This is a genomic window from Leisingera sp. ABM4_060 (assembly GCF_056158765.1).
The window spans coordinates 3,926,431-3,946,728 of record NZ_JBSWTX010000001.1 but is presented as its reverse complement, the minus strand read 5'-3'; the positions used below and the strand labels follow the sequence as shown (position 1 = coordinate 3,946,728).

General features: G+C 65.2%; 24 protein-coding genes. 11 read left to right on the top strand and 13 right to left on the bottom strand.

Features of this window, described 5'->3' with window-relative positions:
* Positions 1-81 precede the first annotated feature (81 nt).
* Both ACXAEH_RS19070 and ACXAEH_RS19065 read right to left on the bottom strand, forming a co-directional pair.
* Positions 82-723, bottom strand: a complete 642-nt coding sequence (locus tag ACXAEH_RS19070; protein WP_475035015.1) for a hypothetical protein — start codon at positions 721-723, stop codon at positions 82-84.
* 107 nt (positions 724-830) lie between these two features.
* Positions 831-1,754, bottom strand: coding sequence for a GlxA family transcriptional regulator (locus ACXAEH_RS19065; protein ID WP_475035013.1), 924 nt, complete (start codon positions 1,752-1,754; stop codon positions 831-833).
* A 97-nt stretch (positions 1,755-1,851) separates the two neighbouring features.
* On the opposite strand from ACXAEH_RS19065, the gene ACXAEH_RS19060 reads away from it, so the two are divergent.
* Together ACXAEH_RS19060 and ACXAEH_RS19055 are read left to right on the top strand one after the other, a co-directional pair.
* The gene (locus ACXAEH_RS19060) at positions 1,852-2,400 is read left to right on the top strand and encodes a cysteine hydrolase family protein (protein ID WP_475035011.1); all 549 of its coding nucleotides are present in this window, start codon (positions 1,852-1,854) and stop codon (positions 2,398-2,400) included.
* Positions 2,401-2,420: 20 nt separating this feature from the next.
* The gene (locus ACXAEH_RS19055) at positions 2,421-3,065 is read left to right on the top strand and encodes a glutathione S-transferase family protein (RefSeq protein ID WP_475035010.1); all 645 of its coding nucleotides are present in this window, start codon (positions 2,421-2,423) and stop codon (positions 3,063-3,065) included.
* A 124-nt stretch (positions 3,066-3,189) separates the two neighbouring features.
* On the opposite strand, the gene ACXAEH_RS19050 is transcribed toward ACXAEH_RS19055, so the two are convergent.
* Complete coding sequence (locus tag ACXAEH_RS19050) at positions 3,190-5,217, bottom strand: oxidoreductase (protein ID WP_475035008.1); 2,028 nt, start codon at positions 5,215-5,217, stop codon at positions 3,190-3,192.
* A 313-nt stretch (positions 5,218-5,530) separates the two neighbouring features.
* The gene (locus ACXAEH_RS19045) at positions 5,531-6,424 is read right to left on the bottom strand and encodes a LysR family transcriptional regulator (RefSeq protein WP_475035006.1); all 894 of its coding nucleotides are present in this window, start codon (positions 6,422-6,424) and stop codon (positions 5,531-5,533) included.
* 102 nt (positions 6,425-6,526) lie between these two features.
* On the opposite strand from ACXAEH_RS19045, the gene ACXAEH_RS19040 reads away from it, so the two are divergent.
* Both ACXAEH_RS19040 and ACXAEH_RS19035 read left to right on the top strand, forming a co-directional pair.
* Positions 6,527-6,970: a PACE efflux transporter gene (locus tag ACXAEH_RS19040; RefSeq protein ID WP_475035005.1), complete on the top strand. Its 444-nt coding sequence runs from the start codon at positions 6,527-6,529 to the stop codon at positions 6,968-6,970.
* Positions 6,971-7,060: 90 nt separating this feature from the next.
* Positions 7,061-7,696: a DUF1326 domain-containing protein gene (locus ACXAEH_RS19035; protein WP_475035003.1), complete on the top strand. Its 636-nt coding sequence runs from the start codon at positions 7,061-7,063 to the stop codon at positions 7,694-7,696.
* 8 nt (positions 7,697-7,704) lie between these two features.
* Here ACXAEH_RS19035 and ACXAEH_RS19030 read toward each other — a convergent pair whose 3' ends face one another.
* From ACXAEH_RS19030 to ACXAEH_RS19020, 3 genes are all read right to left on the bottom strand, one after another.
* Complete coding sequence (locus ACXAEH_RS19030) at positions 7,705-8,025, bottom strand: 50S ribosomal protein L20 (protein ID WP_475035001.1); 321 nt, start codon at positions 8,023-8,025, stop codon at positions 7,705-7,707.
* Between the two features lie 186 nt (positions 8,026-8,211).
* Positions 8,212-8,598, bottom strand: a complete 387-nt coding sequence (locus tag ACXAEH_RS19025; protein WP_475034999.1) for a hypothetical protein — start codon at positions 8,596-8,598, stop codon at positions 8,212-8,214.
* A 141-nt stretch (positions 8,599-8,739) separates the two neighbouring features.
* Complete coding sequence (locus ACXAEH_RS19020) at positions 8,740-9,456, bottom strand: AraC family ligand binding domain-containing protein (protein ID WP_475034997.1); 717 nt, start codon at positions 9,454-9,456, stop codon at positions 8,740-8,742.
* 118 nt (positions 9,457-9,574) lie between these two features.
* Here ACXAEH_RS19020 and ACXAEH_RS19015 point away from each other — a divergent pair, with 118 nt between their 5' ends.
* The 3 genes from ACXAEH_RS19015 (at position 9,575) to ACXAEH_RS19005 (ending at position 12,450) form a co-directional block, all read left to right on the top strand.
* On the top strand, positions 9,575-10,177 hold the full coding sequence (locus ACXAEH_RS19015) for a pyridoxamine 5'-phosphate oxidase family protein (protein WP_475034995.1): 603 nt from the start codon (positions 9,575-9,577) through the stop codon (positions 10,175-10,177).
* 308 nt (positions 10,178-10,485) lie between these two features.
* Positions 10,486-11,709: a copper-containing nitrite reductase gene (nirK, locus tag ACXAEH_RS19010; protein WP_475034993.1), complete on the top strand. Its 1,224-nt coding sequence runs from the start codon at positions 10,486-10,488 to the stop codon at positions 11,707-11,709.
* 21 nt (positions 11,710-11,730) lie between these two features.
* The gene (locus ACXAEH_RS19005; protein ID WP_475034991.1) at positions 11,731-12,450 is read left to right on the top strand and encodes a formylglycine-generating enzyme family protein; all 720 of its coding nucleotides are present in this window, start codon (positions 11,731-11,733) and stop codon (positions 12,448-12,450) included.
* A 145-nt stretch (positions 12,451-12,595) separates the two neighbouring features.
* Here ACXAEH_RS19005 and rplT read toward each other — a convergent pair whose 3' ends face one another.
* The 4 genes from rplT to pyk form a co-directional block, all read right to left on the bottom strand.
* Positions 12,596-12,961 (bottom strand): 50S ribosomal protein L20, encoded by a 366-nt coding sequence (rplT, locus tag ACXAEH_RS19000; RefSeq protein ID WP_008206278.1) that lies wholly within the window; start codon positions 12,959-12,961, stop codon positions 12,596-12,598.
* 15 nt (positions 12,962-12,976) lie between these two features.
* Positions 12,977-13,177, bottom strand: coding sequence for a 50S ribosomal protein L35 (gene rpmI / locus ACXAEH_RS18995; RefSeq protein WP_039124893.1), 201 nt, complete (start codon positions 13,175-13,177; stop codon positions 12,977-12,979).
* A 116-nt stretch (positions 13,178-13,293) separates the two neighbouring features.
* Positions 13,294-13,515 carry a hypothetical protein gene (locus ACXAEH_RS18990; RefSeq protein WP_475034989.1) on the bottom strand — a complete coding sequence of 74 codons (222 nt, stop codon included), beginning with the start codon at positions 13,513-13,515 and terminating at the stop codon, positions 13,294-13,296.
* Between the two features lie 117 nt (positions 13,516-13,632).
* Entirely contained in the window at positions 13,633-15,078 is a 1,446-nt protein-coding gene (pyk, locus tag ACXAEH_RS18985) for a pyruvate kinase (RefSeq protein ID WP_475034988.1), read from the bottom strand.
* Positions 15,079-15,198: 120 nt separating this feature from the next.
* Between pyk and ACXAEH_RS18980 the strand changes: the two genes are divergently transcribed.
* The 3 genes from ACXAEH_RS18980 (at position 15,199) to ACXAEH_RS18970 (ending at position 16,722) form a co-directional block, all read left to right on the top strand.
* A complete protein-coding gene (locus ACXAEH_RS18980) occupies positions 15,199-15,936 on the top strand; it encodes an N-formylglutamate amidohydrolase (RefSeq protein ID WP_475034987.1) in 738 nt (245 codons plus the stop codon).
* A 157-nt stretch (positions 15,937-16,093) separates the two neighbouring features.
* Positions 16,094-16,333: a DUF6868 family protein gene (locus tag ACXAEH_RS18975; RefSeq protein ID WP_475034985.1), complete on the top strand. Its 240-nt coding sequence runs from the start codon at positions 16,094-16,096 to the stop codon at positions 16,331-16,333.
* Positions 16,334-16,407: 74 nt separating this feature from the next.
* The gene (locus tag ACXAEH_RS18970) at positions 16,408-16,722 is read left to right on the top strand and encodes a DUF1244 domain-containing protein (protein ID WP_475034983.1); all 315 of its coding nucleotides are present in this window, start codon (positions 16,408-16,410) and stop codon (positions 16,720-16,722) included.
* Here the strand turns inward: ACXAEH_RS18970 and ACXAEH_RS18965 are convergent.
* The gene (locus ACXAEH_RS18965; RefSeq protein WP_475034981.1) at positions 16,694-17,578 is read right to left on the bottom strand and encodes a DMT family transporter; all 885 of its coding nucleotides are present in this window, start codon (positions 17,576-17,578) and stop codon (positions 16,694-16,696) included. The two genes, ACXAEH_RS18970 and ACXAEH_RS18965, sit on opposite strands and share 29 nt — an antisense overlap.
* A 265-nt stretch (positions 17,579-17,843) precedes the next feature.
* Here ACXAEH_RS18965 and ACXAEH_RS18960 point away from each other — a divergent pair, with 265 nt between their 5' ends.
* On the top strand, positions 17,844-18,722 hold the full coding sequence (locus ACXAEH_RS18960) for a calcium-binding protein (protein ID WP_475034979.1): 879 nt from the start codon (positions 17,844-17,846) through the stop codon (positions 18,720-18,722).
* A 374-nt stretch (positions 18,723-19,096) separates the two neighbouring features.
* Here ACXAEH_RS18960 and ACXAEH_RS18955 read toward each other — a convergent pair whose 3' ends face one another.
* A complete protein-coding gene (locus ACXAEH_RS18955; RefSeq protein WP_475034976.1) occupies positions 19,097-20,278 on the bottom strand; it encodes a CaiB/BaiF CoA transferase family protein in 1,182 nt (393 codons plus the stop codon).
* Between the last annotated feature and the right edge of the window lie 20 nt (positions 20,279-20,298).

Here is a 20,298-nt window from a genome sequence, read left to right as displayed (position 1 = left end):
GCGCTGCTGGGTGTGTTGCAGGCGGCAAAGGAGTTTCGGCAAGCATAGTCTTGGGCAAAGACAGGACTTGGCCATGCTTGCCTAAACCAGCATTGCCTCCCAGTCTGAAGACACGGAACGGCTGAAGAATCCCGGAACGCTAACCCCAGATTCAATGGGTGGCATGCAGCGCTCCATAAGCGGAGTCCAGGCCCATTGCCCCTCCGTTTTCCCGATCAACCCTGCGTTCTTGCAAAGCTGCGCAAAGCCAGGGTCCAGCTCAACCACCGAAGACGCCACCGGCCCGTCCGGCCCCTCCAAACTGGCTGCGCCCCATTCATCCTGGGTTTCGCACCCAAAGAAGGCGTAGACCATGTATTCAAACTCTTCCGCTCCGAGAGTGCGGCTTTCCAGCAAGTGCTGCCGGATTTTGCCACACGGCACAGCCGCTTTGAAAAAAGCGGTTTCTCTGTGCCTGATGACTATCCCCAACTGCTCCAGCACCCAGGCCGCGCGGCTGTATGCTGCAACATTTGCCCAAATGAGCGCGCCAGCAAGGCCGCTGAACTGCGCGACGCCATCATACGCCCCGCTCTCGTTTTTCGCGCCCTCCTCGCCGGACACAATGTCCTTCCAGTCGTCAAAATCGAGCTGCGAGAAAAACCGCGTGAGCCTGAGCAACACATAACCTGCCATTTCAGCGGCAAGTTCAAACTGCGGTTCAGAAACCTGGTCTTTGTACATTTTCAGAGCCACCCGGAATTGAAATCTTCATCAGCTTGATACGCTGCCTGTCTTCAACTTCCTGATACCTGAGTATTTATCCGCTGCCCACAAAAGGCTCTGCGAATTCACCCCCGTGCCGGCGCAAACCGCTTGCGGTATTCACTCGGCGACAAGCCGACAATCCGCTGAAACAGCTTGCGGAAGGCGGAGACGTCCAAATACCCCGCCTCCATTGCTATGCTCTCTATGCTGGCGGTCGAGAGTTCCAGCCGCTCCCGCGCCTTGGCGACGCGCAACTGCTGCAGGTATTCCGAGGGCTTGTGACCCGACGCCGCCTGAAACCGGCGCAGAAAGGTGCGCTCCTCCAGCCCGGCGGCGGCGGCCATCTGCGGCACTGTCACCGGTTCAGGGTAATGCGCCTGCAGCCAGTGCTGCGCCTTCAGTACCTGGGCGTCGCCGTGGCCCAGGTCTGGGGCGAACAGGTTGTAATAGCTCTGCTCGCGCCCGCCCGGGTCGATCAGGAAGAACCGGGCCGTCTCCAGCATCACCGCCAGCCCCAGGAACCGCGCCACCAGCCGCAAGCCAAGGTCGGTCCAGGCCATCAGCCCGCCCGCGGTGATCACATCGCCATCGTCGATCAGCAGCCGTTCGGCCTGCAAGCGCACCTGCGGATAGGCCTGGGCAAAGGCCGGCGCCAAGGCCCAATGGGTGGTCGCCTGGCGCCCATCCAGCAATCCCGTCTCTGCCAGCGGAAAGGCCCCGGCGCAGATCGAGCAGACCAGCGCCCCGCCCCCGTGCTGGCGCGCCACCCAGGCTGAGACCGCGGCCAGCGCCGCCCCCTCCGGCCGCGGCCCCAGGCAGGGCGGCAGGATCACCGCGTCAAACCTGTCATCACCCTCGAAATCCTCGACAATCTCCACCCGCAGCCCACGCGCCGCCTGCGCCATCCCGCCGGCCGCCTGCAGCAGGTCCTGCAGCCCCAGCACCGCCGCCCGCTGCGCGCAAGGGTAGGCCGCCAGCCCGATCCGTATCTCTGTGCCCGATGCCATTTGTCCGATCCAACCCGCTTTATGTCATTTCCGCCAATCACATCTGGGCATGCCCCGGGCCTATACCAACCCCATGCTTACGGAAACGGAGACTCAAATGACCAAATCCGCATTGATCCTGATCGACATCCAGAACGACTATTTCCCCGGCGGCAAATGGGAACTGCACGGCATCGAGACCTCTGCCGCCAATGCCCGCCGCCTGCTGGACCAGGCCCGCGCCGACGGCCGGCTGGTGGTGCATGTGCATCACGAGTTCGCGTCACAAGACGCGCCTTTCTTTACCCCCGGCAGCGATGGCGCGCAGATCCACGCCTCGATGCAGCCCGCAGACGGCGAGCCCACCGTGCTGAAGCACCATGTGAATGCCTTCCGCGAAACCAGCCTGAAGCAGCTGCTGGACGAAAACGGCATCACCGATGTCACCATTGCTGGCGACATGAGCCACATGTGCATCGACGCCGCCGCCCGTGCCGCCGCCGACCATGGCTATGCGGTCACCGTGGTCGAGGATGCCTGCTCCTCCCGCGATCTGGAGTTCAACGGTGACACCATCGCCGCCGCAGACGTGCACAAGGCCTATATGTCGGCGCTTGGTTTCGCCTATGCCGCCATTGTGACCACCGATACCTATCTTGCCGCCTGATCCTGAACGAGACTGCCTGAATGACCACGCTTTACCACGCCCCGCTCACCTGCTCCCTCGCTGCCCGCTTTGCCGCCGCCGAGGGCGGGGTGCCGCTGAACATCACCTATCTGAACCTGCGCACCAAGGAGCTTGAGGCCGGCGGCTCGCTCTATGACGTGAACCCGCTGGGCCAGGTCTCGGTGCTGGAGCTGGAGGACGGCAGCCGCATCACCGAAACCGCCGCCGTGCTGATGTGGATCCAGTCGCAATCGCAGAACCCGGAGTTCCGGGTGGATCCGCAGCACCCGGACTATTTCCAGCTGCTGCGCTGGGCCAATTTCTGCGCCACGGAACTGCACAAGGGGCTGTTCCGGGTGGTGTTCTACCAAGAGGCCACCGACGACGTGAAGGACCGCGTCCGCGATCTCGCTCCGCTGCGCTTTCAGGTGCTGGAGGACCATCTGGCCGCCCGCCCCTACCTGCTGGGGGACCGTTTCACCGCGGCGGACGCCTATCTGGCCTGGTTCTTCGTGCTCTCCGGCAACGCCCGCCTGGACCACAGCACCTATCCCAGCCTCGAGGCCTACCGCCAGCGCGTCCTCTCCCGCCCGGCGCTGCAGGCGCTGATCGAAAGCGACCGCCGGAAGGACAAGCAGCTGGATCAGCAGATCATCCCTGACTGATGCGGCCCGTCCGGCCGCCGCCTCTTTGGCGGCCGGGCGCCTCCCAGGGCATTTGTGCCGCTAGTGCTGCTACCCGGCTTGAGCTTTTTGCAGCCCGCCTTCCGCACAGGAGGCGCGGCCGGGTTCAGGCCAAGCTGCAAATGCGCAAGGCGTCAAGAATTGCAGCGTGCATGTTGCGGCCTGCGACGGCATCGCCAATGCGGGCCAGATGAAACTGCCCGGACGGCTCAGTGTCCTTGAACGGGAACTTTCCCTGTATCAGCGCCGTGTGGTCGAGCTGCCCAAGGTTCCGCGAGTGCGGCTTCAGCGCGTGATAAAGCTCGTCTGCCGGGGTCAGGCCATGCTCGGCGACCACGTGATCGGCAACCCGTTCGGTGATTTCACCCGTCAGCACATGGCGCAGGCGGGCGCGCACCCGGTTCCCTTCCCGGGCAAGGGAGTGGAGTTCCTGCAAGCAGGTGAAGGTGACGCCTTTGGCCGCCAGATCGCGCAGGGCGACGGCTGAGGTTGTCGGGCCAAGATCATGCAACAGCGCCCGGTCGGGGGTCACCAGCCCGACCTTGTGACCGGCATCCGCAAGCGCGCTGGCCGTGACCGCGGCGGGGTGGTCGCCCACCTCGTCGAACAACAGCACCTCGCCCAACACACGGGCTTCTCCGGACAGGACCTCCCAGCTGGAAAGCGCCAGATCGCCGCCGGGAATGGACAATGGCCCGGGCCAGCCGCCGGTTGCAGCTATGACCAGATCCGGGGCCTCCGCGAGCACGTCACCGGCTTCGGCATAGGTGTTCAGGCGGATGTCCACGCCAAGGGCAGCCACCTCGGAAATCAGCCAGCCGGCAACGCCCCAGACCTGCCTGCGCACCGTGCCCTTGGCAGCCAGAACCAGCTGCCCTCCCAGCCGGTCCGACGCCTCGAACAGAACGACATCGTGGCCGCGCAAGGCGCTGACCCGCGCCGCTTCCAGCCCGCCGGGGCCGCCGCCTGCGACTACCACCTTCTTCCGGGTGCCGCTGGAGCGGATGACATGCGGCAAAACCTGCTCCCGCCCGGTGGCGGCATTGTGCCCGCATACGGCGGGCTTGCCCTGATTGACCCGGTCCACGCAATAGCCAAGGCCGACACAGGGGCGGATGCGGTCTTCCTCCCCGCGGGCCAGTTTCGCCACCAGATGGGGATCAGCCATCTGGGCGCGCGTCATGCCCACCAGATCAACATGGCCGCCGGACACCGCGTGGCGGGCGGTTGCAATGTCGGCGATGCCGCCCGCGTGCAGGACCGGCAGGCTGACGGCCGCGCGGATACGCCCGGCCACAGTGATATGCGGCGCGGCAGGCAGGCCCATCGGGCGCACCCATTCAGCAAGGCCCAGATCATCATAGGGCGCCCCGGCCAGGATGTTGAGCAGGTCGGCATGGCCGCTGTCCTCCAGCATCCGGGCGGCAGCGACGCAGTCCTCAGCGCTCAGCCCGCCCTCGGCCAGCTCATCGCCGGTGATGCGCATGGACAGGATGAACTCCGGGCCGGTTTCTGCCCGCACGGCCTCCAGGACCTGCAGGGTCAGGCGCATGCGGTTTTCCAGCGAGCCCCCATAGCTGTCGTTGCGCTGGTTGGTCAGGGGCGACAGAAACTGGCCCAGCAAATGCGAGTGGGACAGAAGCTCGATCCCATCGAATCCGCCTTGCTGACAGCGCCGCGCCGCGGCGGCAAAATCGCCGATCACCCGGTCGATGTCCTCTTGCTCCATCACTTTGGGAAAGGCCCGGTGCGCGCGTTCACGGACACCGGACGGCGCCAGAACCGGCAGCCAATGCCCGTCGTCCCAGGCGGTCCGGCGGCCCATATGGGTGATCTGGCACATGACGGCGGCCCCATGCGCATGAACCCCATCCGTAAGCTTGCGGAACCAGGGAATGATACTGTCGTCCCCGGCATAAAGCTGGCCGAATACTGAGGGGCTGTCGGGGGCGATATTGGTCGACCCTCCGATCATGGTAAGGGCGACACCGCCCTTGGCCTTCTCCTCGTGGTACAGCCGGTAGCGGTCCCGCGGGTGGCCGTCCTCGACATAATTGGGCGCATGGGAGGTGCTTACAATCCGGTTGCGCAGCGTCAGATGCTTGAGCTGAAACGGATCAAGTAGTTTGGCCACGGTTACGTCCCTTCAGTCCCAGCATCAGCTTGAAATCCTCCCCGTGCCGGACCCGTTTCAAGAACGGTTGAGGCGGGGTACCGAAAGAAGGCTAGGTTTGATGCCCGAAGGAGATTTCACTGCTACCGACACGGAGACACAAAAAGACGACCTGGCCCAGAGAAACCATTGCGGAAACCCCGCTGGCCGCTGACGGCGCCCTGATGCCCGCCGCACAGTCCGCCAAAGGCGGCAAGCCTGGCCGCCGCACAGCAGGCCCTGGGGCCAGAAATGCGGATTGCGCCGAAACCCGTCCTGCCCTCTCGCCGCCCCCTCAGCACCGCCAGGCCTCCTGCGGCAGCTTCAGCAGATACTGCTGCAGCCATTGCCCGGCCTGTCCCAGCACCCGCTGCGAGGTCCAGACCACGTCGATCCCCGCCAGCGCGTCGCTCTGCTGAAAGCCAAAGCGCAGCCGCACCAGGGCGCCGCTGGCCAGATGCGCCTTGACCGCAGGCAGCGGCAGCTCGGCCCAGCCCAGCCCCTGCACCAGCAGCGCCACAATCACATCCGGATTGCCTGCACGCCAGACCGAGGCGCTGTGCGCCTCGCCGATCAGCCATTCGGCCTCCTGCGAACGGCTTTGCAGCACCAGCTGCCGGTGCGCCCGCAGATCCCGGTGCGCCAGCGGCCCCCGCCCCGCCAAAGGATGCGCCTGCCCGCAGACCGGCACCACCACCGTGTGGCCGACGCCGCGGAACTGGAAGCCTTCGGGGTAGCTTTCCTGCTCGGTCATCAGCCCCAGATCGGCGCGCCCCTCCTTCAGCAGCCTGGCCGTCTCATTGGGGCCGGCCGGCAGAATCTCCAGCGCCACATGCGGGAAGGCTTCGGCAAAGCTGTGCAAAGCCTCCACCAGCGGCGTCATATTCAAACCCTGCTCCACCGCCAGGCACAGGCTGTCCTCCACCCCTTCCGCCATCGACGCAGCCTTGGCGGCAAACTCGCGGTGCCCCAGCAGGATGCCGCGCGCATGCGGCAGCATCTCGCGGCCCGCTTTCGTCAGCACGGGCGAGCGGCCGCTGCGGTCAAACAGCTGCAGCCCGCAATCGATCTCGAGGTTGGCAACCGCGGTGGAGACCGCCGACTGCACCTTGCCCATCCGCCGCGCCGCTGCCGAAAAGGATCCCAGCTCCGCCGCCAGCACAAAGGCCTGCAGGCTGTCAGGAGACATCACACCCCACCTATCGCAAAACCAGATACATACTGACTGGAACTACCACCAAACCCCGATAGAAAAAAGCCAAACACATTGACTCACCGATGGAGGCCCCAAGTGGCAGGCAACGTTGCAATGCGCTCAGCCAAGGACCGGCTGCGCTATACCGTCAGCTTCGAGATCCTGCTGATGGCGATCCTGGTGCCGGTTGGCGCCGCCTTCTTTGACAAGCCGCTCAGCGACATCGGCCTCTTGGGCGCGTTCCTGTCGGTCAAGGCGATGCTGCTGAACCTCCTCTACAACTGGATCTTCGACAAGGCGGATGCCAAGGCAGGCCGGGTCAGCAGCGAGCGCTCAACCCTTGGCCGGCTGCTGCATGCCACGGGGTTTGAGGCCACGCTGCTGGTCACCTCGCTGCCGGTCTATATCTGGTGGCTTGGCCTCAGCCTCTGGCAGGCGCTGGCAACCGATCTGACGGTCACCTCCTTTGTGGTGCTCTACACCTATGGTTTCACCCTTGCCTATGACCGGATGTTCCCGGTCCAGCACGCTCCGGCCTGACCGAAACAGGCGCGGCTGCCGGTTCTGTGCTATACTGGCGCTGCGCGGTTCAGCGCATCCCATACAGCAGCAAAACCGGAGGTGACAGCCATGGCACATGTGGATTGGTATATCGAAGGGCGAAGCTTCGGGAACTGCAATTGCAACTACGGCTGCCCCTGCCAGTTCGAGGATCTGCCCACACACGGCAACTGCACCGGGTTCGAGGTGATCCATATCGACAAGGGGCATTTCGGCGAAACCGATCTGGCCGGCACCCGCGCCGCTCTGCTTTATGCCTGGCCCGGCCCGATCTTCGAAGGCAAGGGTGCGCTGCAGGCGATCATCGGCGACCGCGCCACCGAAGCCCAGCGCGCGGCGCTGGAAACCGTGATGCTTGGCGGCGAAACCGATGAGGAAGCCACCCACTGGTGGGTGTTCCGCGCCATGTGCGACACCGTGCACGAGACTCTGGTCAAGCGGATCGACTATGAGGTCGACATCGAAAACCGCACCGCCAGGCTGGATATCGAAGGTCTGGTCACCTCAACCGGCCGCCCGATCCAGGCCCCGCACGGCGGCGGCCCGCACCGGGTCCGCATCGACATCCCCGGCGGCATCGAGTTCACCCTGGCCGAGATCGGCAGCGCCTCAACCAAGTCCACCGCCGCCATCAAGCTGGACCTGGACGACAGCTATGGCCAATGGGCCATCATCCGCCACGGGCCCCACGGAATTGCGGCCTGAGACCTGGTTCAGGCCTGCAGGCAAGCCGTAAAGACCGCGTGCTTTTCCTTGGTGAATACCCCGCCGGGCTGAACGCCTGCGGCCTCTTCCGGTGTCATGAACTTATACAAATCGCCCTTGATCACCGCCTGTTTCCAGCAGGTTTCAATCTTCGCCTTGGTAAGGCCGGCGGGCGCGGCCTGAAGCCGGGCGGTATAGGTTTCACTGCCCTGACTGCTTGCAGGCGCTGGCGCTGGCTGCGGCGGGGCAGTATACTTTTCGCGGTCAACGCTGCTTTGGCAGCCTGCCAGCAACACCGCGCTTGCGGCAAAAAACACCTTGAATTTCATGATCCTAATCCTGTTTTTCTCATTCATTCAGGCGCGCAGGTTAGACAAGAAAGAAGCCTAGCCGACACAACACCAACCTGTTTCGAGGCTGCACGCCCTGCGGCTGCAAGCAGAGATCTTCGACGGCGAGAGCCTGTAACCTGCCGGCGCGGCAGCCTATGCAGCTGATACGCCGGCCAAAACCATTCAGTTGGTGAGCTTGACCGCGGTGCCGCTGGCGTGCCGGCAGCCCCAGCTTAGCGGGCAAAGGACAACTTCTCCAATCTCTGCATTGATCACCGCATCCGCTCCCAGTTTCGCGGCCACAATTCGCAGCTTCTGTTCTGCGTCAGCAACAGTCGGCGCAGGGTGGAAAGCCGTGAGCTTGCCTACTGATGTATTAACGGTGCTGAGAACCTGGAACTGGCCGCCATTGATTGTATCACCGGGCACAAGCGTGACCTGATCCACCGGGGTTGCCGCAGTATGGGTAGCATCTTGCGACTGTTTTTCCAGCTGCGACGGGTAACTGAAATCGTCTCCGCAAGCCGTCAGCGCCAGAAATGGCAGGACAAGGAACATCATCTTCTTCATGAATGGTCTCCGCAGTTCATTTGCCGCCGCCGGGGCGCGGGCTAGAGGCCAATAAGCCCATCTGCACCGCCCGTTCAAGCAAAGGGAATGGCCGCCGCACCGGCATCATGTAAAAGTTGCGCAAAAACAACTCTAACCCCTTTACATGCGCCGCTGCATCATCGCCTGCAGCGCCCGGCGGCTGGCATAGCCCAGCTCATGCGCCATCCGTTCCATGTCCTCTCCCTGTGCAAGTGCCCGCAGGGCGATCTGGCAGCGCAGGCGCTCGCGCCACAGGCCAAAGCTCAGCCCCGTCTGCTGCGGAAAGCGGCGGGTGAAACTGCGGCGGCTCATCCCGGCCAGCGCCGCCCAGTGGTCCAGCGTCTGGCCGCTGCCGGGTTCCGCCATCAGCGCATCGCAGGCCCGGCGCAGCCGCGCATCCGGCGGATAAGGAAGTGCCAGCGGCGACTTTGGCGCCGCGCCCAGCTCGATCAGGATCAGCTGGCTCAGGTGATGCGCCCGCGGCGGCAGCGGCCAGGGGTTGTTCATACCGCAAAGCGCCGCGATCAGCCCCGCCAGCAGCGGCTCCACTATGACCGCCCGGCATTCCGACATTGCCCCAGCCCCAGCCTCGCCCGGGTGAACATACAGCGACTGCAGCTGCACCTCTCCCGCCATCCGGATCTCATGCACCATCCCCGCCGGAACGATCAGCCCCGATCCTGCAGGCACCGCCCAGCTGGTGCCGTCCGCCTCTGCCATCATCAATCCCGCCACCGCATAGACCAGCTGATGGCGCGGATGATCGTGCCAGGCAGAGACATAACCGTCCTGATAGGTCCGCGCATAAGACACGACCCCATGTGGCAGCTTTTGCACCGCATCGGATGAGGTTTCCCTCCGCCGGCGGATATCCGCAGTTTGGCCCATTTGCCCAAAAACTGGCCCCATTGCAACGAAAGGGCAAGCTAAAACGCAACCAAAAGGAGGCACACCCATGCAGACAATCACCAGCACCGACGCGCTTGACCAAATCTACGGGGCCCCGGTGCCGCAGTCGCTGACCAAGGTCGCAACCCGGCTGACCCCGCTCTACCAAGAGTGGATCAGCGCCGCCCGGTTCCTGGTGCTCTCCACCATCGGCCCCGAGGGCACCGACGCCAGCCCGCGCGGCGATGACGGCCCGGTGGTGCATATCGCCGACGACCGGACGCTCTGGCTGCCCGACTGGCGCGGCAACAACCGCATCGACAGCCTGCGCAACATCGTCCGCGACAGCCGTGTCAGCCTGATGTTCATGGTGCCCGGCTGCAACAACGTGGTGCGGGTGAACGGCACCGCCGTCCTGACCGCGGACGAAGGCCCGCGCGCGCATTTCGCCCGCAAGTCGCTGCTGCCCGCCACCGTCGCGGTGATCACGGTGGAAGAACTCTACTTCCAATGCGCCAAGGCGCTGATGCGTTCCCGCCTGTGGGACCCGGAGGCCGTCCGCCCCGCCGTCCCCACCGCAGGCCAGTTCCTGAAAGAGCAGGAGGCCGGGTTCGAGGCAGAGGCCTATGACGCGGGCTATGCGGATTACGCCAAAACACGGATGTGGTAAGGCGCCGCCCTGCGCCATTTTCCCAAACAATGATCTGCCGCAGCCCCCGCAGGGGCTGCGCGCAGCGAACAGCGCCTGGCAGGCATGCGCCGCCGGCTGCCGCCCCGGTCATTCCGCAGCAGTTTCCGGCCCCAAAACCGCGCGAATTTGCGGTTGCGCAAAGTCCGGCCTGCGCACCTGAGCAATACTCGGGCCAACCCCAGAGAAAGCGGGACAGCAGCACGGGTGCTCCCTTCCCGCATTGGGCTTCTTTTTCACAAACGCGCCGGCGCTGCCCGCCGCCTCCACCTCAAGAATTGGAGAACTGCATGGGAAAGCTCGTTAATCCAGGACTGATGCAAACCAGCCGCCGCAATGTGCTGCGCGGCTCGCTGCTTGCGGCTGCGGCTGCAGGCGTGGGCGGGGCCGCAGGCGCTGCCTCTACCCGGGTTCCGCGCCCCCCGGCGGTGAACATGCAAGGGTTGCCGCTGGTCAAGGCCGCAGCCAAGCAGGAGGCCGCCTCCAACGCCAAGCCGGCGGATCTGTCCGGCTACACCCGCGTCAAGCAGGAGCTGGTTGCCCCCCCCTTTGCACCTGTTCATGAGCAGGTGGCCACTGGCGGGCCCAAGATCATCGAAGTGACGATGGACACCACCGAGGTGCTGCTGACGGTGGATGAAGACACCGGCGCCGAGATCTGGGCGCTGACCTACAACGGATCGGTGCCGGGGCCGCTGATCATCGCCCACGAAGGCGACATGATCGAGCTGACCCTGCGCAACCCCGCCAACAGCATGATGGAGCATAACATCGACTTCCATGCCTCCACCGGCGCGCTTGGCGGCGGCGGGCTTACCCACGTCTTCCCGGGCGAGGAAACCGTGCTGCGCTGGAAGGCCACCAAGCCCGGCGTCTTCACCTATCACTGCGCGCCCGGCGGGGCGATGATCCCCTATCACGTCACCCACGGCATGAACGGCGCCGTCATGGTGCTGCCGCGCGACGGGCTGAAGGACGCCCAGGGCAATCCGCTGCGCTATGACAGCATCGCCTATATCGGCGAGCAGGACTTCTATCTGCCGATGGATGAGGACGGCAACTACAAGACCTATGAGACGGCCGGCGAGGACTATGCCGACAGCATCGAGGCGATGCGGACGCTGACCCCGACCCATTCGGTGTTCAACGGCTCTGTCGGCGCCCTGACCGGCGAAGGCGCGCTGAAGGCCAAGGTGGGCGACACCGTGCTGATGATCCACAACCAGGCCAACCGCGACACCCGCCCCCACCTGATCGGCGGCCATGGCGATTACGTCTGGGAGGCCGGATCCTTCACCGACGCGCCGCTGACGGGCCTGGAAACCTGGCTGTGCCGCGGCGGCAGCGCCATGGCGGCGATGTACACCTTCCGCCAGCCCGGGGTCTATGCCTACGTCAACCACAACCTGATCGAGGCCGCCCTGCTGGGTGCCGCCGCCCACTTTGTGGTCGACGGGCAATGGGACAACGAGCTGATGGAACAGGTCGTCGCGCCCCGGGAATTCGCAACCTGACGCATTGAAAGGAGCCGTAAAATGACCAGCGCCGCCCGCATCAAGATGACGATAGGAGCATTCATCGGGCTGGCGCTGGCCGCAAGCGGAGCCGCGGTGCTGAACCGCGGTTCCGGCGCCGGGGCACCGCCTCCGCCCGAGGCAGCCCCGGTCACCCTGGCCGGCGGCTATGTCCTGCATGTGCAGACGCATGAGGTCACGGTGGCCGAATGGAACCGCTGCCACATGGTCGGCGCCTGCACGCTCAGGGTGGCGGCTCGTCCGGGGATGGACCCGGCCGCCACCCCCGCCACCGGTCTCAGCTACCTGGATGTCGGCGAGTATCTGGCCTGGATACAAAAGGCCACCGGGCACCCCTACCGCCTGCCGACCCTGGCCGAATGGAACGAACTGGCCGCCGAAGTCATGCCGCCGGAACCGGAGCCGGTGTTCACCGATCCCTCCCTGACCTGGGCCTCTGCCTATCTGGTTGAGAACCTGCCCCGACGGACCTTGATGCCGACCGGCGCCTTCCAGACCACCAGCAGCGGCATCAGCGATCTGGACGGCAGCGTCTGGGAATGGACGCAGGACTGCTATACCGGCGGCGATCCGGAAAGCTGCGCGGCCTTCTATCTTGGCGGCGAGCACCTGTCCGTGATGTCCTATCTCATCCGCGATCCGGCCCGGGGCGGCTGTGCGGTCGGGTCCCCGCCGGCCCATTTGGGTTTCCGCCTGGTCAGCGACCGCCCCCTGTCCTGACCGCTTCTGGCTCTTTGCTGCAAGCAATGCCGGCACCCTGGGCCAGCCCCGCGCATTGCCATGCCAGGCTGTTCCAGACCGCTCCAACAGAAAAAGGCCGCTCCGGCAGGAGCGGCCTTTCCGAATTCCGGACCGGTCTGGCGCCTCAGGCTGCCAGCGCGTCCTGTGCCTGGCGGACGATCGCGCCGAAGGCTTCGGGCTCGTGCACGGCCAGGTCGGCCAGGACCTTGCGGTCCACTTCGATGCCGGCCAGGTTCAGGCCGTTGATGAAGCGGGAATAGGTCAGCGCTTCGTCATGCGAACGCACAGCGGCGTTGATCCGCTGGATCCACAGCGCGCGGAAGTTGCGCTTGCGGTTCTTACGGTCGCGGGTTGCGTACTGGTTGGCCTTGTCGACGGCCTGACGGGCAACCTTGAAGGTGTTCTTGCGGCGGCCGTAGTAACCTTTGGCTGCCTTGATGACCTTCTTGTGACGGGCGTGAGTTGTGGTACCACCTTTAACGCGGGACATATCTCAGATCTCCTCTTAGCGGTCGTAGGGCATGAAGCCCTTGACGATCTTTGCGTCCGGTGCGGACAGGGTGGTGGTGCCGCGGGCGTCGCGGATGAATTTCTTGTGGCGTTTGATCATGCCGTGGCGCTTGCCGGCCTGACCTGCGATGACCTTGCCAGTTGCGGTCACCTTGAAGCGCTTCTTGGCGCTCGACTTTGTCTTCATCTTGGGCATTTCCGTCTCCTTCAATGCGGGTTCGCTAGACGCGCAACTCGGCATGCCTCGACGGCCGGCCGCACGGAACAGAGCTGCCCTTTACGCAATGCTTGAAGGATGAGCAAGCGGATTCTCTACAGCAGGCGCCCGACGACCCGGAAAAACGCATCCGGGATCTCGCCCATCGAATATCCGCCCGGCTTGGCGATCACCGCATAGGCGACCAGCCCGATGGCAATCAGCACCGTCACCACCGACGCCCGCGGCGGCCGCCGCTCGCTCAGCGCCGACAGGACCGAGGGCACCGTGAAACCCGCGATCACCAGCCCCAGGATCAGCGCAAGATCCGTATCCATGAACCGCTTCCCTCGTTACCAGAAACACTCCGGTAAATGGTAGGGGGCGGCTGCGGGTTTTCAATTGCCCGGCAGCCGCATCCGCCGGGTGCCGCCGCGCCGCAGCGCGGGGTCAGCTCACTCCGGGTCGGTGCTGTAGATCAGCCGCTCGTCGCAGGGCGCGATGCGCAGGATGTTGGTGGTGCCCGGCACATTGAACGGCACGCCTGCGGTGACCACGATCTGATCGGCATCGCCGGCATAGCCGCCCGCGCGCGCGGCCCGCGCCGCGCTGACCACCGCGCCCTTGAAGCGGTCCAGTTCCGGCGTCATCACGCATTTGCAGCCCCAGCTGAGGCACAGCCGCCGCGCGGTGGAGCTGACCGGCGTCATCGCAATGATCGGCACGCCCGGACGCTCGCGCGCGGTCAGCAGCGCGGTGGTGCCGGACTGGGTGAAGCAGCAGATCGCCTTGATGTCGGTCTTCTCCGCAATCTCGCGCGCCGCCGCCACGATACCGTCGGCCACGGTGGTGCCCTTGGCCGAACGCGATGCGGTGATGATCTGCGTATAGGTCGGGTCCATCTCGACCTCGGTGGCCACCTTGTCCATGGTCTGAACCGCCTCGATGGGGTATTGGCCGGCCGCGCTTTCTGCGCTCAGCATGATGGCGTCGGTGCCTTCATAGATGGCGGTGGCCACATCCGAGACTTCGGCCCGCGTCGGCATCGGGCTTTCGATCATGCTCTCCAGCATCTGGGTGGCTACGATCACCGGCTTGGCAGCCGCGCGGCACTTGCGCACCAGCCGTTTCTGGATCGGCGGCACCGCTGCCACCGGCAGCTCCACCCCCAGATCGCCGCGCGCCACCATGATGCCGTCGGAGGCATCCAGAATGGCCTCGAAATCCTCTACCGCCTGCGGCTTCTCGATCTTCGACAGCACCGCAGCACGGCCATCGGCCAGCTGGCGCGCCTCGAACACGTCCTTGGCCCGCTGCACAAAGGACAGCGCCAGCCAGTCAACACCCAGCGCGCAGACAAACTCCAGGTCCGCCCGGTCCTTCTCCGACAGGGCTGCCAGCGGCAGCACCACGTCGGGCACATTCACCCCCTTGCGGTTCGAGATGGTGCCGCCGGTTTCCACCGTGCAATCGGCAAAGTCCGGACCGCAGTCATCCACCACCAGGCGGATCTTGCCGTCATTGACCAAAAGATGCGCACCTGGCTCCAGCGCCTGGAAAATCTCCGGATGCGGCAGGCACACGCGCGAGATATCGCCCTCCGCCTCATCCAGATCGAGGCGGAACTTGGCGCCTTCCTCCAGTTCCTCTTCGCCATTGGCAAAGACACCAACCCGCAATTTGGGACCTTGCAGGTCCGCCAGAATCGCAATCGGGCTGTCCAGATCCTGCTCCACTTGGCGGATGATCCGGTGCTTCTCGGCAATCTCAGGATGGCTGCCGTGCGACATGTTCAGGCGGAACACGTCGGCGCCCGCCTCATGCAGGGCGCGGATGGTCTCATAGGTCTCCGAAGCCGGCCCCAAAGTGGCGACAATCTTCACATTGCGCGAACGTTTCATTGGGGGTCTCTCCTCCGGCCCGAATTTCTGTTACCGCAAACAGCGCTTGAGGTGCTTATCCCCCAATTCCCATTCTGCCGCAACTCCCGTAAACAGCTTGCGGCAAAACATATCAGGCTCATGACATACACACCCTTTTTTGTTCACGGCGAAGACCGTCCCGCCCGCTGGCTGATCACCTGCGATCACGCAACCAACCACGTGCCGGAATTTGCCGGCGGCGGCGATCTTGGCCTCCCGCGCGAGGATATGGAGCGCCACATCGCCTATGACGTCGGCGCCTATGAGGTGTCGAAACTCTTGGGCGAGATGCTGGACGCGCCGGTGGTGGCCTCGAATTTCTCCCGCCTGGTGATCGACCCCAACCGCGGCGAGGACGACCCGACGCTTCTGATGAAGCTTTACGACGGCACCATCATCCCCGCCAACCGCCACGCGGGCGAGGCAGAGCTGAAACAGCGGCTGGAAGCCTGCTACCGCCCCTACCACCGGGCGCTGGCGCGGCTGGCGGAGCGGCCCCGCAGCGTGATCGTCTCGGTCCACAGCTTCACCCGCCAGCTGCGCGGCCGCAGCCCGCGCCCCTGGGAGATCGGCATTCTGTTCCCCAAGGGCGAGCAGTTCTCGCCCTTCGTGGTGGATGAACTGAACCGCCCCGGCGATCTCTGTGTCGGCGTCAATGAACCCTACACCGGCTACCTGCCCGGCGACGCGATCGAGACCCACGCCACCAAGCCAGGCCGCCCCAATACGCTGATCGAGCTGCGCAATGACCTGATTGCAGAGCACAAGGGCCAGCACGAATGGGCCGAACGCCTGGCCCAAGTCCTGCCCAAGGCCCTGGACGCCTCCGGGCTCTGATCCCGGGGGCGCCGGAATTCGGCGCGAATTCCGGCCAGGAAAAATCGATTTTTCCTGGCCGTTTTCCGTGCCGGAAAACGGCCGCGCGTTGCAGAACCGGCGGCGCAACCCCATATCTGTAACCGAAACGCGGCACAGATACGGGAAAGGAGCCATCATGGCCCAGGACACCCTCTCCGCCTTCTTCGGCTGGCTGACCATCCTGCACCTCGGCCTGTTCACCCTCTCTGCCATCCTGCTGATGCTGTTGCAGGATTGGGTGGCCCGGCTGCACGCCCGCATTTTCGGACTGGCGCCCGCGGATGCCAGCCTCAGCATCTACCGCTGGCTCGGCACCTACAAGATCGTGATCTTCGCCACCGCGCTGGGGCCGTGGCTGGCGCTGCAACTGATCTGAGCCCGCGCCCATTGCCCGCTCCCCTCCCGGCTGCTAGGCCTGCGGGGACGCAAGACAACTCCGGAGCCACCGCCATGGACAAGCAAACCGAGATCGAGATCCAGGCCGCCGCCTTCCGCCGCCTGCAGAAGCACCTGATGGAAGACCGCACCGACGTGCAGAACATCGACCTGATGAACATGGCCGGCTTCTGCCGCAACTGCCTGGCCCGCTGGTACCAGGAAGCCGCCAATGAGCGCGGTGTCGAAATGGACAAGAACGCGGCGCGCGAGGCTTATTACGGCATGACCATGGACGAGTGGAAAGCCAGCTACCAGACCGAGGCCAGCGCAGAGAAACAAGCGGCCTTTGAGGTCGCGTTCAAGGAGAACGTGACGGACAAGCAGTAGCCGCCGCCTTCCGCACAGGCCGCTGCGACCATAGGACAGCGGCAAAAATCACCGCCCCGCCTGCCATGGTCTGCAGGCTGGGCCGCTCGGCCAGGATCAGGAAAGCCAAGAGCGGCGCCAGCGGCGTCTCCAGCGCCGACAGCAGTGCCGTCTCGGCGGCAGGCAGCCGCCGCGCGCCCTCGCACAGGGTGACAGAGGCGACCGCAAAGACCAGTCCGAACAGCACCAGCACCGGCATCTCGCCCTGCGGCACCGCCATAACCGGCACGCAGGCCGCCGCTACCGGCAGCAGCAGCAGCGACGACACCGCATTGGGCAGCGCCGCCTTCGCGTCCGGCCACTTGCGGTAGGCGGTCATGATTCCCGCCATCATCAGCGTCATGAACAGTGCCAGCAGATCGCCCCTGAGGCTGCCGCCGGCCAGCCCGCCCTGCAGGATCAGGGCCACACCGCCCAGCGAGGCGGCGCTGGCCAGCAGAACCCGCCGCCTGGGCACCTCCCGCAGTGCCAGCCAGGCAAGCCCGGCGGCGGCAAAAGGTGCCGCCGCGTAAATCAGCGCCACATTGGCGACGCTGCTCAGCTTGAAGGCCGGAATGAAGGCGGCACTGCCCGCAGCCCCCATAACCGCAATCAGCAGCGAGCGGCGGCCGAAACTGCGCAGCTCTTCGGCAAGCTGCCCCCGCAGTGCCAGCCAGCCCAGGGTAAACCCCGCCGCCGCCAGCCCGCGCCAGAAGATCACAACCCAGGCCGCAGCCGTCACCGAGCGGGTAAAGATCCCGGCAGTGCTGAAAACTGCGGCCGAGACCGCGACCAGGGCGATGCCCGCCAGATGCGTTGTGTGATCAGGTGCAGTCATGCGTGCTCCCCCCAAACTGTCCCGGCCCCGATTACCACCGCGCTGCTGCCAGCAGAGTGTCAGCAATCAGGATTCGCCGAACCTTGCAGCGGCGAACCATGGCGTCGCGCCATCAACAATTTGAGGAAAATTCAATGATTATCCCGCCTCCCCGCACATTGCTCCGGAAAACCAGCACTGCCCGGCCATGAACCCGCCTGCTCTCTTTACTCCAGCCGCACGGCCGCTAGTCTCGCGATGATTGTATTCGGGGGGGGGGGTCCAGATGATGGGTTTGCTTGTGCTGACCGCAATGCTCGGGACAGCTTTTGTGATCGTTGACAATCAGGATGAAAAGGAGGCCGGGGCAGACAGCGAATTTGAAGTGGATGACACCATCAGGCTTCAGGAAGATGGCGGGACCTTTGAAGGCAGTTCAGAGGCCGAGCGGGTTCTCGGCGGCAGCGGCAGCGACCTGATCCGCGGCGGCGGCGGGAACGACACGCTGTCCGGCGGCGCTGGTGAGGAGGATTTCCTCTACGGCGGCAACGGCAACGACACCATCTATGGCGGCGGCGGAACTGACCGAGCCTTCGGCGGCAACGGGGACGACCGGGTGTTTCTGGGGTCCGGCGATGATTTCTACCTTGGTGAAGACCGGTTTGAACTGGATGAAAACGCAGGCGATGATTTTGTCCGGGGCGGCGGCGGCAATGACCTTCTCAACGACAGTTCCGGTTCCAACATCCTGTTCGGCGATACCGGGAACGATTACTTGCTGGCGGTGGATGACGGCGCAGCCGATGATCGGCATTCCTCTGACACCTTGAATGGCGGCATCGGCAATGACACTCTGACCGGGGACGACGGCGACCTGCTGACCGGCGGCAGCGGTGCCGATCTCTTCAGCGTCCAACACGCCTATGACGACGACCAAGGTGCAGTGATCATCGAGGATTTTGACACCGCAGAGGACGCGCTTGCCATTTCCCTGCAGTCAACAGATCTGGCAAGCGATCCGGAAACCGCCGGAGACCCGGCAGCCCGCTTCGACGCGGAGACTGGCGAAATCATCATTTCCGGCGGCGGCGAGACCCTGGCCATTCTGCGCGGCATGAGCCCGGAAGACCTGGACAACCTGGCATTCAGCGTCTTTGCCAGCTGAGAAGCGGAAGCTGTTCCGGCCCGGCACAGGGCTTTCCCGGACGGCAGCCGGGCTGGAACAGAGGCAAGGCGCCCCCCGGGCTTCCCGGGGCCGCATGAAACTCCGGTGGCGCTTCAAACCGCCGCCGGTGCGCTCCCGCGCCCGCGCGCAACTCCGGCCCAGGGCCGGACTTCCGGACGGCCTTGGGCGTGGCGCCGCGCATGGCGCGGCGCCACGCCCAACTGCAGGGAATGCATTTTCAATGCAGATCCGGCAGGCGGGAGCGCTCCACCTGCGGGGGCTGGCGCCGCGGCGCTGCGGACGGAGGCCGGGTGCCTCTGGCCGCTCTCAGGCCGCTCTCAGGCCATTCTCAGGCGGCTGCTCCCCGGCCGCCCTCAGGCCACCACGCCCTTGGCTTTCAGCGCCGCAAAGGCATCGGCGGCAATCCCGATCCCCTGCAGCACCCCGGCGCTGTCGGCGCCATGGGCGCGCGGCGCGTGATCCAGCGCCGGGCTGCCATGATCATAGGCAAAGCCCGCCACCGTCAGCCGCTGCCCCTCGACCTCCTGCACCACGCCGCGGGCCTGGTAATGCGGCTCGCCCAGGCTCTCCTCCAGCCTGCGCACCCGGGCGGCGGGCACGTGATGGGCATTCAGCAGATCCTCCCATTGCGCCGCGGTCCGGGTCTTCATCACCTCGGCCAGAATGTCCGCATCCCAGGTCCGCCGCCCGGCAATCCCTGCCCGCGGCGTGTTCTCAATCGCTTCCGCCTCCGCCGGGCGCCCAATGCTGCGCATCAGCCCCGCCATCTGCCGGTTGGTATAGGCGCCGATCATCAGCGTGCCATCGGCGGTTTCATAGGCCGCATAGCCGGCCAGCGACGGGTCCTGATTGCCATGCGGGCGCGGCCCGGTGCCGGTGGCCAGCGCCTGGCAGGTGCCGGAGTTCTGCAGCATCAGCGCCGCATCCGCCATCGCCACGTCAATCCGCCGCCCCTGCCCCGTCATGGCCCGCCCGTAGAGCGCCGCGGCAATGGCAAAGGCGGCCTGGGCGCCGGTGCCGTAATCCACCATCGCAGGCCCCACCCGCACCGGGTCCTGCCCGGCCTCGCCATTGGCCGCCATGATGCCGCTGAAAGCCTGGATCACCGTATCATAGGCGGGATGCTCCGCCTTTGGCCCCTGCTGCCCGAAGCCGCTGATTGCGCAATAGATCAGATCAGGCTTCAGCTCCGCCAGCCGCTCATACGTGAGCCCCAGCCGCTGCACCGCCGGCAGGGTGTAATTCAGCACCACCGCGTCTGCGCTCTGCACCAGGCGGGCAAAGATCTCCTTCCCTTCCGGCATGGCCAGATCCAGCGCCAGGCATTTCTTGCCCGCTCCCTGGGCCTGAAAGGCCAGCCCCATGCCCTGCGCATTCAGCTCCGGGTCGGCGCCCTCGCTTCGGGTCATGTCGGGCTGGCCGACCGGCTCGATCTTGATCACTTCTGCGCCCAGAACCGCCAGCTGGTAGGCTGCAAAGGGCCCGGCAAAGACATGTGTCAGGTCGAGAACCCGGACACCTTCAAATGGCCGCATGGATAAACCTCCCTGTTACA

Bases quoted from the DNA above. Each gene is read 5' to 3' on its own strand.
- ACXAEH_RS19060 (WP_475035011.1), top strand. From the start codon at position 1,852: ATGACCAAATCCGCATTGATCCTGATCGACATCCAGAACGACTATTTC.
- ACXAEH_RS19045 (WP_475035006.1), bottom strand. From the start codon at position 6,424: ATGTCTCCTGACAGCCTGCAGGCCTTTGTGCTGGCGGCGGAGCTGGGA.
- ACXAEH_RS18975 (WP_475034985.1), top strand. From the start codon at position 16,094: ATGGCCCAGGACACCCTCTCCGCCTTCTTCGGCTGGCTGACCATCCTG.
- ACXAEH_RS18955 (WP_475034976.1), bottom strand. From the start codon at position 20,278: ATGCGGCCATTTGAAGGTGTCCGGGTTCTCGACCTGACACATGTCTTT.
- ACXAEH_RS18960 (WP_475034979.1), top strand. From the start codon at position 17,844: ATGATGGGTTTGCTTGTGCTGACCGCAATGCTCGGGACAGCTTTTGTG.
- ACXAEH_RS19035 (WP_475035003.1), top strand. From the start codon at position 7,061: ATGGCACATGTGGATTGGTATATCGAAGGGCGAAGCTTCGGGAACTGC.
- nirK (WP_475034993.1), top strand. From the start codon at position 10,486: ATGGGAAAGCTCGTTAATCCAGGACTGATGCAAACCAGCCGCCGCAAT.
- ACXAEH_RS18970 (WP_475034983.1), top strand. From the start codon at position 16,408: ATGGACAAGCAAACCGAGATCGAGATCCAGGCCGCCGCCTTCCGCCGC.
- ACXAEH_RS18965 (WP_475034981.1), bottom strand. From the start codon at position 17,578: ATGACTGCACCTGATCACACAACGCATCTGGCGGGCATCGCCCTGGTC.
- pyk (WP_475034988.1), bottom strand. From the start codon at position 15,078: ATGAAACGTTCGCGCAATGTGAAGATTGTCGCCACTTTGGGGCCGGCT.
- ACXAEH_RS18990 (WP_475034989.1), bottom strand. From the start codon at position 13,515: ATGGATACGGATCTTGCGCTGATCCTGGGGCTGGTGATCGCGGGTTTC.
- ACXAEH_RS19005 (WP_475034991.1), top strand. From the start codon at position 11,731: ATGACCAGCGCCGCCCGCATCAAGATGACGATAGGAGCATTCATCGGG.
- ACXAEH_RS19065 (WP_475035013.1), bottom strand. From the start codon at position 1,754: ATGGCATCGGGCACAGAGATACGGATCGGGCTGGCGGCCTACCCTTGC.
- ACXAEH_RS19015 (WP_475034995.1), top strand. From the start codon at position 9,575: ATGCAGACAATCACCAGCACCGACGCGCTTGACCAAATCTACGGGGCC.
- ACXAEH_RS19025 (WP_475034999.1), bottom strand. From the start codon at position 8,598: ATGAAGAAGATGATGTTCCTTGTCCTGCCATTTCTGGCGCTGACGGCT.
- rplT (WP_008206278.1), bottom strand. From the start codon at position 12,961: ATGTCCCGCGTTAAAGGTGGTACCACAACTCACGCCCGTCACAAGAAG.
- rpmI (WP_039124893.1), bottom strand. From the start codon at position 13,177: ATGCCCAAGATGAAGACAAAGTCGAGCGCCAAGAAGCGCTTCAAGGTG.
- ACXAEH_RS19055 (WP_475035010.1), top strand. From the start codon at position 2,421: ATGACCACGCTTTACCACGCCCCGCTCACCTGCTCCCTCGCTGCCCGC.
- ACXAEH_RS19030 (WP_475035001.1), bottom strand. From the start codon at position 8,025: ATGAAATTCAAGGTGTTTTTTGCCGCAAGCGCGGTGTTGCTGGCAGGC.
- ACXAEH_RS19070 (WP_475035015.1), bottom strand. From the start codon at position 723: ATGTACAAAGACCAGGTTTCTGAACCGCAGTTTGAACTTGCCGCTGAA.
- ACXAEH_RS18980 (WP_475034987.1), top strand. From the start codon at position 15,199: ATGACATACACACCCTTTTTTGTTCACGGCGAAGACCGTCCCGCCCGC.